Raw genomic sequence first — 17,760 nt, forward strand, 5'->3', positions numbered from 1 at the left:
AAGAGCAATAAACACCAGTGCTTATTGACCCATGGTTTTTGCGTGAAGTTCCAACAACTGAATAGCCATTTTCATAAGCACGGAGGCTAATGGGACATGGCATCCAAAAAAAGCGGAAATTTGGGCATTTTCAACTATGCTTAAGCCTGCTAGGGTAAGAGCGAATAAATAGCTATAAACTCCTCTGATTTCATACGTTTAGAGGATAAATTTCATATTTACACTTAATTAACATTATTTCCCTGCTTAGGGCCTGGATTTCGATAGAAAATTTGGCTTCATTAGGCGTATGCTGCGCCTTTTTAATCGCCACTCGGATATTACTGTAGGCCCAGTGATATCGGCTAGAGAGCTTGGCGTATAAATCATTCTCTTGGCCTTGTTTGAGTCGTTCAACAAGGCAACAAAAACAGCGATGACGGACACCACTGATGAGTGTATTAACAATTCACGATAAAGCGAGTTTTATAGATCAGATGACACAGGCCATTATGGCTCATCATCGAGGCGAGGAAGCGCAAGCGCTGATAGACTTTGTGGCCTTGTTTTACGATCAATACCCAGTGACTGAGCTTAATGGACGCAAGGTTTCTGATGTCTATGGTGCCAACTTCGCAAATTGGCACTTTGTCCAGGAAAAGCCCAGCAAGCGCGCCAAGGTGCGGGTTTACAACCCAACCTTAGAGCAGGACGGTTGGTTGAGCTCCCACACCATAGTCTCGGTCATGCACAATGATATGCCGTTCTTGGTGGATTCGATTCGCATGGAAATGAATCGCCGTAACATCGCTATTCACTCTGTAAAAAGTACCATCGCTTTTGTTCAGCGCGACGCTGCCGGCAATATCGAAACATTCCGCCCGGCTCAAGGTGAACCAGCACAAAATGAGCAGCGCGAAGCTTTGGTTTACCTTGAAGTGAACCGTCTTATCGATGATTCCGCATTGCAAGATTTACAGCATTGTCTGGAAGACATTTTAGGCGATGTCGAAACAGTCGTTAGTGACTATTCGCCGCTGACCGATCAGTTAAACCATGTTACTACAGAGCTGAAAAAAGCCGATAGTGATTATGACCATGAAGGTCTGCGTGAAGCGAGCGAATTTTTAGCGTGGTTAAATAACCACTTTACCTTCCTAGGCTACTCTGAGTACGACCTCGTCGGTGAAGGGGAAGGACGCCGTTTAGAAGAGAACAAAAGTAAGCGTTTAGGTTTGTTTCGCCGCCACGGTAAGTTAAATACCAGCTTAGATTGGCAAGACTTCAATCCAGGCATGCAAGCTTTTTACACTACAGCTCAATTGATTTCATTTTCGAAATCATCCATGCGTTCTCGTGTACATCGCAACGCTTATTCTGATTATGTTGTCGTAAAGCGTTTCGATGAAGATGGTCATGCCTGTGGTGAATCACGTTTTATTGGTTTGTTCACCTCCGAGGTGTACACCCAGAGCCCAACTCAGATACCTTTGATTCGCCAGAAGATTGATGAGATTGTTGACAATTCTGGCCTGCTGCCAGGCAGTCATAGCTTCCGTATGTTTAACCTTGTTATTGAATCGATGCCTCGCGATGAGTTGTTCCAAAGCACCATCGCTGACCTTTCCGAAACAGTGACTGGTGTGGCGCATATCAATGAACGTCGCATGGTGCGTTTGTTTATGCGTCAAGATGCTTATGGCAAGTTTGTCAGCTGTCTCGTTTATGTGCCTAGGGATATGTTCAGTACCCGCGTGCGTCACTCGATTCAGAAGGTAATTTCTGAAGCGATTGGTGCTATAGAATATGAATTTACCACGCACTTTTCTGAGTCAACTTTGGCTCGTGTGCATATGGTGTTTAAAGTAGATCCTGCTACCCCTTTAAGCTATGACAAACGTAGCCTTGAGGAGCGTATTGCTGAGCTGGCTCGCTCTTGGGACGATCACCTATTGTCCTCATTAAGTGATAATTATGGTGAGGGTGTTGGCCATCAGCTTTACGAAGAGTTTGAACAGGCCTTTTCGCCTGCCTATCAATCGGCCTACGATGCACGCACTGCCGTACAAGATATTGATACCCTCAATAAATTGAAGGATGCCAGCGAAATTGCCATGAGCTTTTATCAGCCAATTGGTTCTGGCAAAAATGATGTGCGTTTTAAAGTTTTTCATTTGGACGAGTTGCTAGAGCTTTCCGATGCGATTCCGGTACTGGAGCGAATGGGCTTACGAGTCATTATGGAGCACCCATATCGAATAACTCGCAGCAGTGGCCAAGAAGTTTATCTGCACGATTTTAATTTGCATTATGACCTGCCAGTAGAGGCGGAGTTTAATGTGGTGCGCGATCGATTCCAGGAAGCTTTCTCTGCAATTTGGAGTGGTGAAGCCGAAAGTGATGCCTTTAATCGATTGATTATTGGTGCAAACCTAAGCTGGCGCGAAGTGGCTATCTTAAGGGCTTATGCGCGCTATATGAAGCAAACCCGCTTTGCATCAAGTCAGACCTTTATCGCCAATACATTGTCAAACCACACGTCAATTGCAAAGCAACTGGTGTCATTGTTTGCTGCGTATTTTGAACCAGATAACCGTGCAGACGCTTCGCTTATCGAAGCGGCCATTCTTGAATCTTTAGATGATGTAGCCAATCTCAATGAAGATAGAGTTATTCGTCGCTACTTGGATTTGATGCGAGGTACATTGCGTACCAACTATTATCAAAGCGAAGAGGCGAGTGATCAGCATAAATCCTATATCTCATTCAAATTTAGTCCGCGCGATATTGCTGATATTCCAGAGCCGCGCCCAATGTTTGAGATCTTTGTTTACTCGCCACGTGTAGAAGGTGTGCATTTGCGCGGTGGTAAAGTTGCTCGCGGTGGTCTGCGTTGGTCCGATCGTTTAGAGGACTACCGCACGGAAGTGCTTGGCTTGGTTAAAGCCCAACAGGTGAAAAACTCGGTTATTGTACCAGCTGGGGCTAAAGGTGGTTTTGTGGCTAAACGTCCGCCTACAGAGGGTGGTCGCGAAGCGTTTCTTACCGAAGGCGTTGAGTGTTACAAAATCTTTATTCAAGGTTTGCTGGACGTAACTGATAACTTGGTTGATGGCGACATTGTGCCACCAAATAATGTAGTACGCAGGGATGAGGATGATCCTTACCTTGTTGTTGCTGCTGATAAAGGTACGGCCACCTTCTCTGATATCGCCAACGAAATTTCTATTCGCTATGGCCATTGGCTGGGCGATGCCTTTGCATCTGGCGGCAGCCAAGGCTACGACCATAAAGGTATGGGAATCACCGCTAAAGGCGCGTGGGTGAGTGTGCAGCGTCACTTTAAAGAAAAGGGCGTTGATGTCCAAAAAGAAGACTTCAATGTCATTGCCGTTGGTGATATGGCTGGTGATGTATTTGGTAATGGTATGTTGTTATCGGAGCATATTGCTCTGCAGGCGGCGTTTAACCATTTACATATTTTTATCGACCCCACTCCCGATGTGGCGGCCAGCTTTATTGAGCGTAAGCGATTATTTGAGCTACCGCGCTCTAGCTGGGCAGATTATGAAAAGGATCTGATCTCTGCAGGTGGTGGTGTATTTGATCGCTCCGCAAAGTCCATCAAGATAACGCCGCAGATGCAAAAGGCTTTCGATATTAAAGAAAGCTACATGACGCCAACCGATCTTATTAACGCTTTGTTAAAAGCGCCCGTAGATTTGATTTGGAATGGCGGTATTGGTACCTATGTCAAAGGTAGTACCGAAAGCCATGCTGAAGTGGGTGATAAGGCAAATGACGGCCTGCGAGTGAATGGTGGTGAATTACGTTGTAAGGTCTTTGGTGAAGGTGGCAACCTAGGTTTAACCCAGCTAGGGCGTATGGAGTATGCGCGTAATGGTGGTGCCTGTAACACCGACTTTATTGATAATGCGGCCGGCGTGGACTGCTCTGACCACGAAGTAAATATTAAGATTTTGCTGGATGATTTGGTCTCGAATGGCGACATGACCAGCAAGCAGCGAAACCAATTGTTGGCCGAAATGACCGATGCCGTTTCGGATTTGGTATTGAGTAATAATTATCGCCAAACTCAGGCCATTAGCCTGGCCGAATACCAAACGATTTCTCGCATGGGGGAGTACCGTCGTCTGATTAACCGCTTGGAATCCGAAGGTCGATTGGTACGTGAGCTAGAAAACTTACCGCCAGAAGATGTCTTGCAAGAGCGCCAGGGGCAGGGCGAAGGGCTTACTCGTCCCGAGCTTTCGGTGCTGATTTCTTACGTCAAGGTTGCCTTAAAAGAGTTATTGGCCGACTCTGATATTGCCGAAGACGAATATATGGAAGCGGCGATTGAAAATGCTTTCCCGCAAACTTTGCGTGAAAACTTTAAAGAGCAAATCTATAACCACCGTCTGCGCCGCGAGATCATTGCTACTCAGGTAGCCAATGATATGGTCAATAATATGGGGATCACCTTTACCCATCGCTTAATGGAAGCAACGGGATCTGATGCCGGGCAGGTGGCTAAAGCTTATGTAGCCGCACGTGATATTTATCGTTTACAGGATTACCGCCAGCAGGTAGCGGAGCTCGATTTTGTGGTTCCAGCCAATATGCAGTTTGAGTTGCTGGACAATATGAACCGACGTGTTCGTCGTGCCGCGCGCTGGTTGCTAAGACATCGCCGAAGCCGCTTGAACCCCGGGCAAGAAGTACAAGAATTTGCGGGCAACTTTAGCGATATCATCACGGCCCTGCCTACGGTGATGAGCGGTGATGCTTTAAGTGAATGGCAGGAGCGACGTTCCGAGCTGGAAGCAGCTGGTGTTCCGGAAGTTCTGGCGGGTGATGCAGCGATTCGAGCTAATCTATACTCTGGTTTGGATTTGGTGGATGCATTATCCACCAGTGGTGCAGCGGCCGCACAGATCGCTGATGTCTATTTCCGCCTCGGCGAGCATTTAGGTTTGCATGATGTTGCACGTCGAATCCAAGAGGTAAAGCCGGATAATTACTGGCAGGCCATGGCTCGCGAATCATTTATGGATGATTTGGAGCAGCAAATGCGCAGTTTGGCGGTTTCCTTTATTCGCCTAAGCCCTGAAGATATGCCTTTGGAAGATGTGCTTAGCCTTTGGGATGAAGAGCATCGAGTATTGGTTGATCGCTGGAAAGATATGATCAGTGAGCTTCAAAATACCAGCTCTGCAGATTTTGCGATGTTCTCTGTTGCGCTACGTGAGTTATTGGATCTTGCGCAAGCCAGCGAACACTGTGAAACTTTGTTGAAGTGTGACATCGAAGAAGCTTAATGCGAGTAAAACCACAGGGGCTTAAGTCAGTGTACTAAGTCTCTGTTGTTTGAGCTTTATTGTTTGGCTTTTGGCTGACTCAATTGTTTGAAGTCCTATTTCTTTTGTTATTAACATTTTAGCACCATGGCTGTGAATTTTCTGATTGTGGATCTTTCTATTTCCGCAGAGGAATATCAAAAACTCTATCGCTTTGCGATACGGGATGTGCATGCTCGCAGTCGTGATGGCCGCCGGGTGCGATTCCCTGTTAATGTCTTACGGCCCTATGTTGGGCATAACGGTATCCAGGGTTCTTTCCGCATAAGCTTTGATCAAAATCATCGTTTGGCGAGCTTCGATAGGTTGGTTTGAAGTTGTAGATCGAACCTATCCCTTGTCATGGCTTTTAGAAGGGGCTGCGTGAATCTATGATGGCTGCTAAAATAGCGTCAATATGATTTAGGAGCGCCCACATGTATTCATTATTGCGTAAATGCCTCTTTGCTCTAGACCCTGAGTATTCCCATGAGCTCAGTTTAGATTGTCTAGGAGCAGCGTCTCGATTAAACCTCTTAGATAAGTTTGTTACTGCACCGGCGAATAATCCCGTTGAGCTATTTGGAATGACCTTCCCTAATCCAGTGGGTTTAGCTGCGGGTTTGGATAAAAATGGTGATTATTTCAATGCACTTGGGCAGTTGGGCTTTGGTTTTGTGGAGATTGGAACCATTACCCCACGCCCGCAGGCGGGAAACCCTAAGCCACGTTTATTTCGTCTAGAAGAAGAAAAAGCGATTATCAATCGAATGGGCTTTAACAATAAGGGCGTTGATTACTTAGTTGAGCAGGTTAAAAAGCGTCAATTTGACGGTATTTTAGGTATCAATATTGGCAAAAACAAAGACACCGCTGAAGAGGATGCTCTTTCAGACTACCGTATTTGTTTAGAAAAAGCCTATAGCCTTGCTGATTACATTACGGTGAATATTTCTTCTCCCAATACCCCTGGCTTACGGGACTTGCAGTTTGGCGATAACCTTAAGCATTTATTGGAAGGCTTAAAAGAAAGCCAACAACAGCTAAGTGTGCAGCATGATCGCAAGGTGCCTATCTTGGTGAAAATCGCGCCTGATATGGATGACGAGGCGGTTGTTTCGGTGGCTGAAACCATCAAGGGCGCCGAAATGGAGGGAGTGATTGCAACCAACACTACCATTACCCGCGATGGCGTTGAAAGTAGTGCCTTTAGAGATGAAGCGGGTGGCCTTAGTGGCTCACCACTGACAGATAAAAGCACCGAGATCATCGCCAAACTCTACCAAGAGCTAGGCGACGACACGCCTATTATTGGTGTTGGTGGTATTGACTCAGCGGCGGCAGCTATCGCCAAGTTAGAGGCGGGCGCGAAGTTATTACAGATCTACTCCAGCTTTATTTATCAAGGACCTCAGCTGATTAGGGATGTGGCGGATGCCTATCAGAGTTTTCAGGGGCGTAAATAATCACGACTTTGCTATGGCGTTGTGAATGCCGAAAATGCAGGAGCAATTTGCGGCAGGTCGTCCAGGCCATATCCTGTTCCTGCGCCGTCCAGGCGCCCACAGGATACGAGCTACATGGATGTAGTGAATGCCTCAAATGCAGGAGCAATTTGCGGCAGCTCATCCTGAGCATAAAAAAGCAAACGCCGGAGCGTTTGCTGAAAGGGGATGTGCTAGAGAGAAGAGAGAAAAAACTCAGCCGCTAAGATCATCGAAGCGGCTGTCTTACGTTTACATGTTGCTTATTTTTTGAGCTTGAGCCATTCGGTTGAAGCCGTTCCAGTGGTCTTCGCGACCTTCACGCCATCCGTTAATCCAATGTTGTCGAGCTGGGCTGTTTTCATGCGGGCAGCTGCTTCGTGATTTTTCTTCAATACCGGCCTGATAGCCTTTGTTAAACGCTCGGTTAAATGGATCGCGCTTGCTTCGTTTCATTATATTAATCACCTCATACTTGTTTTAAATACTGCGATGAGTCATCACAGTTGTCGTTCCGAGAGAGAAGGGGGGCTCCTGTTGAATAATGAATTGATGTATTGATTTAGTGGCTGCTACCAGCGAACTCCTCATTGCTCAAAATTTTGAAGGCTCTATATGACGGCGGGTTTCCCGCTGCATATCTCCTGGGAAAGGCCCAAGGCCTGATCCAGCCAGATCTTGTTTGTGGCTGAACAACTAGTAAAGCAAAAAGCAGCTTGGCTGCAAACGGTTAATTTCTTATATAACGATTCTTCAACCTAATTTTTGGCTATAGGGATTTTGGTGCCTAGGGTAATATTTGCTCATTATCGGCGACGTTTGCGATATTTAAGCTGTATTTTGTTAAATTTTAGCAAAGCGCATGCGTGCCTGAATTGTTACCAGGGACTACCCCGTGTCAGAAAGTGACAGTAGTGGCACGCCTTGTCTTCATTTCGCTGCTCACTTACGTGGTATTTGCCTGCTAATCACGGGATAATAGGCGGCTTGGCTTCGAAACGGGGCCTTCGATGTATTAAAGGTATTTAAGTGACAGAAAAACACTCTGGGCGCGATCGCCAAAATAGTTCTGCAAAGCGCAGTCCGAAGCCATCATTAAGCGAGCAATTCGCTTTTTTTGCTACCTGTGCCAAAGGGCTAGAGGAGCTGTTACAGGCTGAAATCGAAGCGCTTGGTGCTGGCCCGGCCAAACAGACGGTGGCCGGTGTATATTTCGGCGAGTTGGCTGATCGAGACAGTTTAGAGAAAGCTTATAAGGTATGTCTTTGGTCGCGCCTGGCGAACAAAATCTTATTGCCCCTTGCGACCTTAAACGCAAATAGCGCTGAAGCGATGTACCGCGATGCCATTGAAATACCCTGGGAGGAATATTTGGCTCCTAACGGCAGCCTACTTGTCGACTTTGTGGGTACCGATAGGATTATTAATAACAGCCAGTTTGGTGCCCTCAAAATTAAAGATGCGATTGTTGATCGTCTGCGTGAAATATTTGGCTCTCGCCCTTCGGTTAGCAAGCAATTCCCAGACCTACGAATAAATGCCCGATTGCATCGTGGCAAGGTTGCCTTGAGCTTGGATATGTCAGGCGAAAGCTTGCACCGCCGAGGCTATCGCACCCAGCAAGGCCTGGCGCCATTGAAAGAAAATTTGGCGGCGGCTATTTTGATGCGAGCTGGCTGGCCTAAAATGCTCGAAGAGGCTAGAGAGAATAACACTACCGAGAGTTTGGGCTTGCTTGACCCAATGTGTGGTTCCGGCACCATTCTTTTAGAGGCGGCCTTGATGGCGGCTGATATCGCTCCCGGCATCGCCAGATCCGCTTTTGGTTTTGAAACTTGGCGCAATCATCAAAATGATGTTTGGCTGGATATTCGAGAAGATGCCTTAAAAAGGCGTCAGCAGGGTTTAGCTAAAGCTATGCCCAAGATGATTGGCTTTGATCAAGACAGCAAGGTGCTAAGAGCGGCAAAATCAAATGCCCAGCGTGCCAAGCTAGATCGCTATGTTAGCTTTTCTACCCAAAGTGTTGCGCATTTAGAATCGGATCAACTGCAGGGTATAGAAAAAGGGCTGCTTTTGAGTAATCCACCATACGGTGAGCGCTTGGGTGAAGTGGAGCAATTGGGTGAGCTTTATCGTAGCTTGGGTGACAAGCTAAAATCCTGTTGCGAAGGTTGGGCTTGCGGAATCTTTACCGGAAACCCAGAGCTTGGCAAAACTATGGGTATCCGTGCCCACAAACGCTACAAGCTTTTTAATGGCCCATTGGCCAGTGAGTTGCTGCTGATTAATGTAGAGCAAAGTCAGTTCGTTAATGCGCCGCCCAAGGAAATTGCCGCCCAAAAAGTTGAATTGCAAGACGGTGTGTTTTACAAGCCCCAGGCTGAATCAGAGCTCAGCGAAGGCGCTGTGATGGTACTCAATCGCATGCGCAAAAATCTAAAGTCCTTGCGTAAATGGGCAAAGAACAGCGAGATCGATTGCTTTCGGGTTTATGACGCTGATATTCCCGAGTACTCAGCGGCCATTGATGTCTATGGTGAGCACTGGCATGTTCAAGAATACCAAGCGCCACGCTCTATCGATGAGCAAAAAGCCCAGCAACGCTTTCAAGAAATAGTCGATGCGCTAGTTAGCGGCTTCGAGCTTAGGGATGATCAACTCTTTGTAAAACAGCGTCGCCGCCAAAGTGGTAAAAAACAGTATGAGACTCAGCGTGATCGTGCTGCCGAGCAGCGTGCAAAGTTGATTGTAAAAGAGGGTAGTGCCAAGCTAGCCGTTAATCTATGGGATTATCTCGATAGCGGTGTCTTTTTGGATCATCGCTTGGTGCGCAAAAAAGTTGCAGAGCTAGCCTACGGTAAGCGCCTGCTAAATCTATTTTGCTACACTGCAACCGCGACTGTGCAAGCTGCAATGGCTGGCGCCAGCTCGTCTGTAAGTGTGGATATGTCGCGTACCTATATTGATTGGGCGGCTGAAAACTTTGAGTTGAATAATATTTCCACTAAGCGCCACGAGTTGCTGCAAGAAGATTGTTTTGCATATTTGAATCAATGCCGAGAGGCTTTTGATGTCATTATGTTGGACCCGCCTAGCTTTTCTAACTCAAAACGCATGAGTAAGGTTTTGGATATCCAGCAAGATCACGTTGCACTTGTTAAGCGTTGTATGGACTTATTAAAGCCTGGCGGTGTGTTGGTGTTTTCCAATAATCTTCGTAGTTTTAAGTTGGACTACGAAGCTTTGGAGAAATATCAGATCAAAGACTTTTCTGCAGCGTCTATCGATAAAGACTTTCAGCGCAACCCTAAGATTCATCAGTGTTGGTTGATCGAAGCGAAGTAACAGAAGTGAAGTACCAGAAGTGAAATAACTACAGAAGTTTTAAAAGGCTCATGGCAAAAGAATTTCAAATTGAATCCAATTATCAACCTGCTGGTGATCAGCCAGCGGCTATTGCCGGTTTGGTGCAGGGTGTTGAGGATGGTTTATCCCATCAAACTCTGTTGGGGGTAACAGGCTCTGGTAAAACCTTTACTGTGGCCAATGTGATCGCCCAATTGGGTAAGCCAACCATGATTATGGCTCACAACAAAACCTTGGCGGCGCAGCTGTATGGTGAGCTGAAAGAATTCTTTCCCAATAATGCTGTAGAGTATTTCGTTTCCTATTACGATTATTATCAGCCTGAGGCCTATGTGCCGTCTTCAGATACCTTTATCGAAAAAGATGCCTCGGTCAATGAGCATATTGAGCAGATGCGTTTGTCAGCGACAAAGGCATTAATGGAGCGTCGAGATGCGATTATTGTGGCGACGGTATCGGCGATCTACGGCTTAGGTGATCCAGATGCCTACCTAAAGATGGTGCTGCATTTAACCCGTGGTGATGAAATCGATCAACGAGAGGTTCTACGCAAGCTCGCTGAATTGCAGTACACCCGAAACGATGCCGATTTTAGGCGTGCCACCTATCGTGTGCGCGGTGATGTTATTGATATTTATCCGGCAGATTCTGATCGTGAAGCTTTACGGGTCGAGTTGTTTGACTCGGAAGTGGAGCAGCTTTCCCTATTTGACCCTTTAACCGGCGAAATTTTGTCGAAAGTACCGCGTTTCACCGTGTATCCAAAATCACATTATGTCACGCCAAGGCAGCGCATTTTGGATGCTGTCGAGTTGATTAAGGTGGAAGCCAAAGAGCGTCTGGCGCAATTGCGTGACAACAATAAATTGGTGGAAGCACAGCGTTTGGAGCAGCGGGTTAAATACGATGTTGAAATGATGCAAGAGCTTGGCTATTGCACGGGTATCGAAAACTATTCGCGCTATCTATCCGGTCGTCCGCCAGGGGATCCACCACCGACATTGTTTGATTACTTACCGGATGATGCTTTATTAGTTATCGACGAATCCCATGTCACAGTTCCGCAGATAGGTGCTATGTATAAGGGAGATCGTTCTCGCAAAGAAACCTTGGTGGAATACGGTTTTCGTTTGCCATCGGCGTTAGACAATCGCCCAATGCGATTTGAAGAGTGGGAGCATGCTTCACCTCAGGCCATCTTTGTTTCTGCGACACCGGGTAAATATGAAGATGAATATGCCGGACAAGTTGTCGAACAGGTAGTAAGACCGACTGGTCTTTTAGACCCGATTTTGGAAGTGCGTCCAGCGCTTAATCAAGTAGATGATGTGCTGGGCGAAATCAAGCGAGTAACAGAGGGTAATGAGCGGGTCTTAATTACTACGCTCACTAAGCGTATGGCTGAGGATCTCACGGAGTATTTGGAAGAGCATGATGTTCGCGTGCGTTATCTCCATTCAGATATTGATACTGTAGAGCGCGTAGAGATTATCCGTGATTTACGACTTGGTGAGTTTGATGTGCTTGTGGGGATCAACCTTTTGCGTGAAGGCTTAGATATGCCTGAGGTTTCTCTGGTGGCAATTTTGGATGCCGATAAAGAAGGTTTCTTACGCTCCGATCGCTCCTTAATCCAAACGATTGGTCGCGCGGCACGAAACGTAAACGGTAGAGCTATTCTGTATGCGGATCGTATTACGGGCTCCATGCAGCGAGCTATGGACGAGACCGAAAGGCGCCGTGAGAAGCAAATTGCTCATAACAAGAAGCATGGTATTAAGCCACAAGGGATCGTTAAAAATATCTCTGACATAATGGAAGGCGCTCACATTCCTGGGCGCGCTAAAAAGCGGGATAAAGTTGCAGAGAAGGGTGCTAGCTACCAGTTGGAAAAAGGCCAGGATCCGTGGCAGCTCATTAAGACCCTTGAAGATAAAATGATGCAGCATGCCAAGGATCTCGAATTTGAGGATGCCGCCAGGGTTAGAGACGAAATTCAAAAGCTAAAAGCCCAACTGTAAAACTCGGCCTTTCACAATTAGTCGACAAAGCTCGCGCAAAGGTGACTTTGTTCTTAAACTCGACTAAAATGCTCGGGCTTTTTAGCGTCCTAAGGGGTGGCTTGATTATTAGCCTGAGATGACGAACCTTGTTCGGCGAACCCTTTGAACCTGATCCGGATGATGCCGGCGTAGGAATAGGAAGGATCGCCTACTAGCTGTAAGAATCAAATTGTCATAAGCCTGAAAGGCAACACGGCGAATATCGATCCTCACAGTCAGTGCAAAACCATCGTATTACCCCGCAGCAAACCGGGTCTCCCTGTTTAACCGTTTAACGGCATTGGAGACTTGTTATGGGCCTTGCCCCGAAAACCCTACTTAAACCTATTGTTCTGGCGGGCTTACTTGCCAATAGCGGCTTTTTGTTCGCTGATACTGATACTGATACAAAAGAAGTCATGGAAGAGGTGCTAGTTACCGCTGATTTTCGCGACACTAGCTTGAACGAATTGGCGGCCAGCGTGCAAGTGATAGGCGAGACGCAAATTGAACAGCAAGAAGCTCGTCATATCGAAGCTTTGCTAAATTTGATTCCCAATGTAAATTATTCCTCGGGCGCATCTCGCGGTCGTTTTTTCCAGATCAGGGGCATCGGTGAGCGATCCCAGTTTGTAGAGCCTGTTAACCCTTCTGTGGGTTTACTTGTAGACGGTATCGATATGAGTGGGATTGGCGCAGCAGCGACTTTACTTGATACCCAACAGGTCGAGGTATTGCGTGGCCCTCAAGGTACTTTATATGGTGCCAACGCTCTAGCTGGATTGATCAACGTTAAAACTAATGAGCCAAGCGATGAGTTCACAGGTAAGCTAAAAGCTAGTGTGGCCGAATTCGATAGCCACCAACTTTCAGCAGTGCTGTCTGGCCCATTGAGCGAAACGGTTGCTTATCGCGTTGCGGCTCAGACCGAGCAAAGTGATGGCTATATGGAAAACCGTCACTTGGGGCGTGACGACACCGCCAATATCGATGAAAAAACCCTTCGTGCCAAATTACGCATCGAGCCAAATGAAGAGCTGCGTTTGGATTTAACGGCCTTAGTGGTTGATGTTGATAATGGCTACGACCACTTCACTCTTGATAACAGCTTTAATACCCTGTCTGATGAGCCGGGCCACGATAGACAAGAAACCCAGGCGGTGGCCGCGCAGTTAAATTGGCAATTCTCTTCTACAACTGTTTTGGATGCCACTTTAAGTGTTGCGAATTCCGATATGGAATATGGCTATGACGAGGACTGGGCGTTTGATGGTATACACCCCGATGGTTATTCCTCAAAGGATAATTATATTCGTGAGCGTGACAATACAACGGCTGATGTTCGATTGATGTCTTCCGAGCAGGGACGTATTTTTAATGGTTCAAGCGATTGGTTAATAGGTTTATATGTATTCGATCAAGACGAAAGCCTACGCCGAGAATACACCTATCTAGCCAACGATTTTCTCAGTGACTTTTCCACTGAACGCACAGCTATTTATACCCAGCTAGATAGCGATTTAAGTGATGTATTGGTACTGAGTGCCGGTGCCCGATTCGAAAAGCATCGCAATAGCTACAGTGATAGTAATCAAGTTAACGGTAGCTCCGATGAAAATCTATGGGGTGGCAAGCTTTCTTTGAGTTATCAGGCTTCAGATTCCAGTAGTGCTTATGCTTTGCTTTCGCGTGGTTATAAATCGGGCGGTTTTAACACCGATGGTACTTTGCCTGCCGAATTTCGCAGTTTCGATACTGAAGTGCTGTGGAACTACGAGCTGGGCTATAAGTTAAGTGGTGAGAAGCATAACCTTCAGCTGGCCTTCTTCTATCAAGATCGAGAAGATGTTCAAATTAAAAGCTCCAATGCTGTTCCTCGCGCCGATGGTAGTACGGAGTTTGTCGACTTTATCGATAACTCGGCCAACGGTGAAAGCTATGGTTTGGAGCTGAGCAGCCAGTGGCAAATTACGGAAGCCTTAGATGCTTTCGCCAATGTCGGCTTGCTTGAAACTGAGCTGAACGACAGTTCATTGAGCCGTAATGGTGGTGAAGTTGCTCATGCGCCAAGTTATCAGGCGGCACTTGGTTTGAATGTGGATTTAGGCCGAGGCTGGTACACCAGCGCTGATATCCAGGCCAAAGATGAGTTTTATTTCTCTGATAGCCATAATGCCAGTTCAGAAGCCTTCGTTTTATTCAATGCCAAGATCGCTTACCGCAAGGCTGACTGGGAGTTAAGACTATGGGGTAAAAATTTATCCGATGAGGAGGTTCGCAGTCGTGGCTTTGGCGGCTTTGGTAATGACCCGCGTAATGGCTACGCGACATCTGAGTACTTTCAGTTTGCCGCGCCGCGCCAGATCGGTGTAAGCGGCGAGTATCGCTTTTAATATTTGTTTTTCGGTAAACAGCACTTCGCTGTTTACCGCTACATCTATAATGCTGCTAGCCTTTTGTGAGCTAGCCTCAGGAGCTCAACATGAAACTAACTGTCGATATCAGTCTCTACCCGCTGAAAGATCAATATGTCCCGCCAATTAAAGACGTTATTGCGGGCTTTAATTCTCATGCGGGCGTCACTGTCGAAACAGGGCCAACAGCAACGTTACTTACTGGTGATTTCGATAAGGTCATGCATGCCGTTCAAGCCGAGATGAAGCGTTCTTTTGGACAATATGGTCAGCTTGTGTTTGTTGCTCGTTTTATCGGTAGGGATGTAAATGAGCCTTGGGATAGTAGTCAGTTTGGTGCTTAGCAAGCTTAAGATATTTATGAGTGGCTGGGCCATCGACTAGATAATGGGTCATTTACTAAAGGTAGCGAGACATGTCACAAGTGTTGAATAGTTTTTTTTCCCAGCTGCAAGCCATGGCAATTTGGGAGCTAATCGCGGTTGTCTGTGCCTTATTGTATCTCGGCTTAGCCATGATGGAAAAAATTAGCTGTTGGTACTTTGCCTTTGTCAGTACGGCGATCTACACGGTTATTTTCTGGAATGTTAGCCTTGTTATGGAATCCGCATTACAAATTTATTATTTGCTAATGGCGGTATTCGGTTGGTGGCAATGGCGCCAATTATCTAATCAAGAAAAGCCGCTGCGTATTCATTGTTGGTCTTGGCAGCGCCATATATTGGCCATTACTTTGGTGCTGGTGCTTACGGTAATAAGTGGTTCCTTGTTGGAGAGCTATAGTCAGGCGGCAATGCCATTTTTAGATTCATTTACCACCTGGGGCGCTGTGGTAACGACTTATATGGTAGCTCGGAAAGTTTTAGAAAACTGGATCTATTGGTTGGTCATCGACGGTATTTCAATTTATTTGTATTTAGATCGTGGTTTGATTTTCACAGCCGCTTTATTTGTACTTTATGAGGTCATGGTGATTTTTGGCTTCTTTAAATGGCGGCAGCTGATGGCCAGACAAGTTGATGATACAAGCCTCCAGGCTGCGTAAGTAGTGAGCCAAGATTTTCATCAAGGCTCTGCGCGTCGCGACGTCCTTTCAAAATCGCAGAGCATGGCTATCCTATCGAGCTTGCCAGAGCCTTGGCGCTCGATGGATTTCCAAATCTTCCCCTTAGTAAGCGAGAGCAATCACAACTATCTATTACAGCTGCCCGAAGGGTACGAAGCAGTACAGGAGCCACTTGTGTTGAGGGTGCCCAAAAGAGATGAAAAAGTCTTGGGTGCTGACCAAAGCTTAGAGTTTAAGTTGTATCGATGGGCAGCGAAGCAGGGCTTATCACCTGAATTATTGTGGACCAATGAAGGGAATGGGGTGCTGCTCACAAAATATATTCAAGATGAGCAGCCGGGAGAGCAATCAACTGAGCAAAGTCGTGGCTTGGTTGAAGCTATCGCCAGTAGCTTGTCGAAATTGCATGGAACCCAGCCAGAATCGCTTGGCTTTGATGTCAAAACTCGCTGTATCTTGGAACATATCAGTTTTTATCGTCGTCAGTTAGGGAGTTCAGTCAGATCATTCTGCGAAGCTAATGATCTTTCTGATCTTGATAATATTTATGAGGATGTGGCGCTTACTTGGTCCAAACTTGAGTTCGACAAAAGCCTTTGCCACTGTGATTTACACCGAGACAATATTCTTTTGAAGGGTGGCCGCAGCTATTTTGTCGATTGGGAATATGTAGCGCTTTCACCGGCTGTTCTTGATATCGCCAGCTTGCAACAAAGCTATCATTGGAGCCCCGATCTCTTTGATCAGTTTTTAGATATTTATAGCGTTCAGACAAGATCAGCTGTCGCTAAGCGTTATGATAGCTTTAAGCAACAGCTGCCTTTGGCTCGCTTCTTGTTGGCCGTACAGTCGCTGTACTGGGCCTTGCTACACTATAGATCAGGGCATGGTGTAGAACGCGCTGGCCCAGGACGCATCTCTGTCAGTTATGCGCGAGCCCTAAAGGCTGAAATAAATCTGTTAAAGTACTGATGTGGCGCTAAACAAAAAGCCTTTCCCCTTTTGCTTCTGTTTTCGGTCTAATCCTCTTTTTCGGGCTAACTCGAATTTACTCACTAAAACTAGCCACTTGCGCTGCAATAGCAGTGCTTTACTCCTGTTTTGACTGGACAAAATGACAGTTTCAGCCCAAAGTTGTGAGAACTCTGTGATAGTTCATTTGTATCATTATCACCATACTGTAGTGCACCTTGTCTGCTTTAATTTATGGCTCTGTATTGGGCAATTATGGCTAGCGGCATAGTGCTGTAAAAGATCTCTAGGCGATTCAGGGGAAGAAGGGGCGCTTAGAGGGAAACTGGAAGAAAAGGTCGTTTTGATGGAAAACAAGAAAATTCTCATAGTAGAAGATCAGCAAGATATTGCCGATTTGGTACGCTTACACCTAGGGGATTTGGGCGCTGAGGTCACTCATGCTGCTGATGGTCATGAAGGTATGCGTATGGCTTGTGCCATGGAGTGGGATCTGATGATCCTTGATATACAGCTGCCCGGGCCTTCAGGCTTAGAGATTTGTCGAGCGGTTCGACGTAACGAAGCATTTGTACCTATCTTATTGCTGACTTCACGTTCCAGTGAGTTGGATCGAGTTTTGGGCTTGGATATTGGTGCGGATGACTATATCACCAAGCCTTTTAGTGTGATGGAGCTGATTGCTCGAATAAAAGCGGTGTTTCGACGGGTAGAAGCACTAGAGCCTAAAGAGCAGCAGGAGGTCGAGAGTATCGATCTTGGCCGTCTGAGCATAAATGATGAGTTACATCAGGTTCGTTTGGGTGAGGAGTTGGTGGAATTAACTGCCCGCGAATTTGATCTCTTACGTCACTTTGCCGCACAGCCGGGCAGGGTCTTTCGTCGTTCGGAGCTCTTAGACAGTGTTTGGGGCTACGGCCACGATGGTTACGAACACACTGTGAACTCCCATATCAATCGACTACGGGCGAAAATAGAGAAAGACCCGAACAATCCAGAAATTATTGTAACGGTTTGGGGAGTTGGCTATAAATTAGACTCCCAAGCGCTACAGGAAGCCTGAGTCAGATTAGCTTTCTCTTAGACCTCAGATTT

Annotated in this window: 11 protein-coding genes and 1 riboswitch; of the genes, 10 read left to right on the forward strand and 1 reads right to left on the reverse strand. The window is 46.5% G+C overall.

Going from position 1 to position 17,760, the window contains the following annotated elements; genetic code table 11:
• Window positions 1-431 precede the first annotated feature (431 nt).
• From Q1A08_RS01165 to Q1A08_RS01175, 3 genes are all read left to right on the forward strand, one after another.
• Window positions 432-5,300, forward strand: a complete 4,869-nt coding sequence (locus Q1A08_RS01165; protein WP_299768503.1) for an NAD-glutamate dehydrogenase — start codon at window positions 432-434, stop codon at window positions 5,298-5,300.
• A 132-nt stretch (window positions 5,301-5,432) separates the two neighbouring features.
• A complete protein-coding gene (locus Q1A08_RS01170; RefSeq protein ID WP_299768506.1) occupies window positions 5,433-5,654 on the forward strand; it encodes a DUF2835 domain-containing protein in 222 nt (73 codons plus the stop codon).
• A gap of 101 nt (window positions 5,655-5,755) precedes the next feature.
• Window positions 5,756-6,784 (forward strand): quinone-dependent dihydroorotate dehydrogenase, encoded by a 1,029-nt coding sequence (locus Q1A08_RS01175; RefSeq protein ID WP_299768509.1) that lies wholly within the window; start codon window positions 5,756-5,758, stop codon window positions 6,782-6,784.
• 270 nt (window positions 6,785-7,054) lie between these two features.
• On the opposite strand, the gene rmf is transcribed toward Q1A08_RS01175, so the two are convergent.
• Complete coding sequence (rmf, locus tag Q1A08_RS01180) at window positions 7,055-7,258, reverse strand: ribosome modulation factor (protein WP_299768512.1); 204 nt, start codon at window positions 7,256-7,258, stop codon at window positions 7,055-7,057.
• A 573-nt stretch (window positions 7,259-7,831) separates the two neighbouring features.
• On the opposite strand from rmf, the gene rlmKL reads away from it, so the two are divergent.
• The 7 genes from rlmKL to Q1A08_RS01215 all read left to right on the forward strand — a co-directional run bounded on the left by rlmKL (window position 7,832) and on the right by Q1A08_RS01215 (window position 17,728).
• The gene (rlmKL, locus tag Q1A08_RS01185) at window positions 7,832-10,150 is read left to right on the forward strand and encodes a bifunctional 23S rRNA (guanine(2069)-N(7))-methyltransferase RlmK/23S rRNA (guanine(2445)-N(2))-methyltransferase RlmL (protein ID WP_299768515.1); all 2,319 of its coding nucleotides are present in this window, start codon (window positions 7,832-7,834) and stop codon (window positions 10,148-10,150) included.
• 50 nt (window positions 10,151-10,200) lie between these two features.
• Complete coding sequence (gene uvrB / locus Q1A08_RS01190; protein ID WP_299768518.1) at window positions 10,201-12,192, forward strand: excinuclease ABC subunit UvrB; 1,992 nt, start codon at window positions 10,201-10,203, stop codon at window positions 12,190-12,192.
• An 82-nt stretch (window positions 12,193-12,274) separates the two neighbouring features.
• Window positions 12,275-12,386, forward strand: a riboswitch (TPP riboswitch).
• A 141-nt stretch (window positions 12,387-12,527) separates the two neighbouring features.
• Window positions 12,528-14,606, forward strand: coding sequence for a TonB-dependent receptor (locus Q1A08_RS01195; RefSeq protein ID WP_299768521.1), 2,079 nt, complete (start codon window positions 12,528-12,530; stop codon window positions 14,604-14,606).
• 89 nt (window positions 14,607-14,695) lie between these two features.
• The gene (locus Q1A08_RS01200) at window positions 14,696-14,971 is read left to right on the forward strand and encodes a YkoF family thiamine/hydroxymethylpyrimidine-binding protein (RefSeq protein ID WP_299768524.1); all 276 of its coding nucleotides are present in this window, start codon (window positions 14,696-14,698) and stop codon (window positions 14,969-14,971) included.
• A gap of 71 nt (window positions 14,972-15,042) precedes the next feature.
• Window positions 15,043-15,672, forward strand: a complete 630-nt coding sequence (gene pnuC, locus Q1A08_RS01205) for a nicotinamide riboside transporter PnuC (RefSeq protein WP_299768527.1) — start codon at window positions 15,043-15,045, stop codon at window positions 15,670-15,672.
• 3 nt (window positions 15,673-15,675) lie between these two features.
• On the forward strand, window positions 15,676-16,665 hold the full coding sequence (locus Q1A08_RS01210) for a phosphotransferase (RefSeq protein WP_299768530.1): 990 nt from the start codon (window positions 15,676-15,678) through the stop codon (window positions 16,663-16,665).
• 346 nt (window positions 16,666-17,011) lie between these two features.
• Window positions 17,012-17,728, forward strand: coding sequence for a response regulator transcription factor (locus tag Q1A08_RS01215; RefSeq protein ID WP_299768533.1), 717 nt, complete (start codon window positions 17,012-17,014; stop codon window positions 17,726-17,728).
• Window positions 17,729-17,760: the final 32 nt, after the last annotated feature.

The sequence above is a fragment of the uncultured Pseudoteredinibacter sp. genome, assembly GCF_947500695.1.
GTDB lineage: Bacteria > Pseudomonadota > Gammaproteobacteria > Pseudomonadales > Cellvibrionaceae > Pseudoteredinibacter.

Excerpts from the sequence above, each read along its gene's own strand:
- pnuC (WP_299768527.1), top strand. The coding sequence starts at position 15,043 with ATGTCACAAGTGTTGAATAGTTTTTTTTCCCAGCTGCAAGCCATGGCA.
- Q1A08_RS01200 (WP_299768524.1), top strand. The coding sequence starts at position 14,696 with ATGAAACTAACTGTCGATATCAGTCTCTACCCGCTGAAAGATCAATAT.
- rmf (WP_299768512.1), bottom strand. The coding sequence starts at position 7,258 with ATGAAACGAAGCAAGCGCGATCCATTTAACCGAGCGTTTAACAAAGGC.
- Q1A08_RS01165 (WP_299768503.1), top strand. The coding sequence starts at position 432 with ATGAGTGTATTAACAATTCACGATAAAGCGAGTTTTATAGATCAGATG.
- Q1A08_RS01195 (WP_299768521.1), top strand. The coding sequence starts at position 12,528 with ATGGGCCTTGCCCCGAAAACCCTACTTAAACCTATTGTTCTGGCGGGC.
- Q1A08_RS01175 (WP_299768509.1), top strand. The coding sequence starts at position 5,756 with ATGTATTCATTATTGCGTAAATGCCTCTTTGCTCTAGACCCTGAGTAT.
- Q1A08_RS01215 (WP_299768533.1), top strand. The coding sequence starts at position 17,012 with ATGGAAAACAAGAAAATTCTCATAGTAGAAGATCAGCAAGATATTGCC.
- uvrB (WP_299768518.1), top strand. The coding sequence starts at position 10,201 with ATGGCAAAAGAATTTCAAATTGAATCCAATTATCAACCTGCTGGTGAT.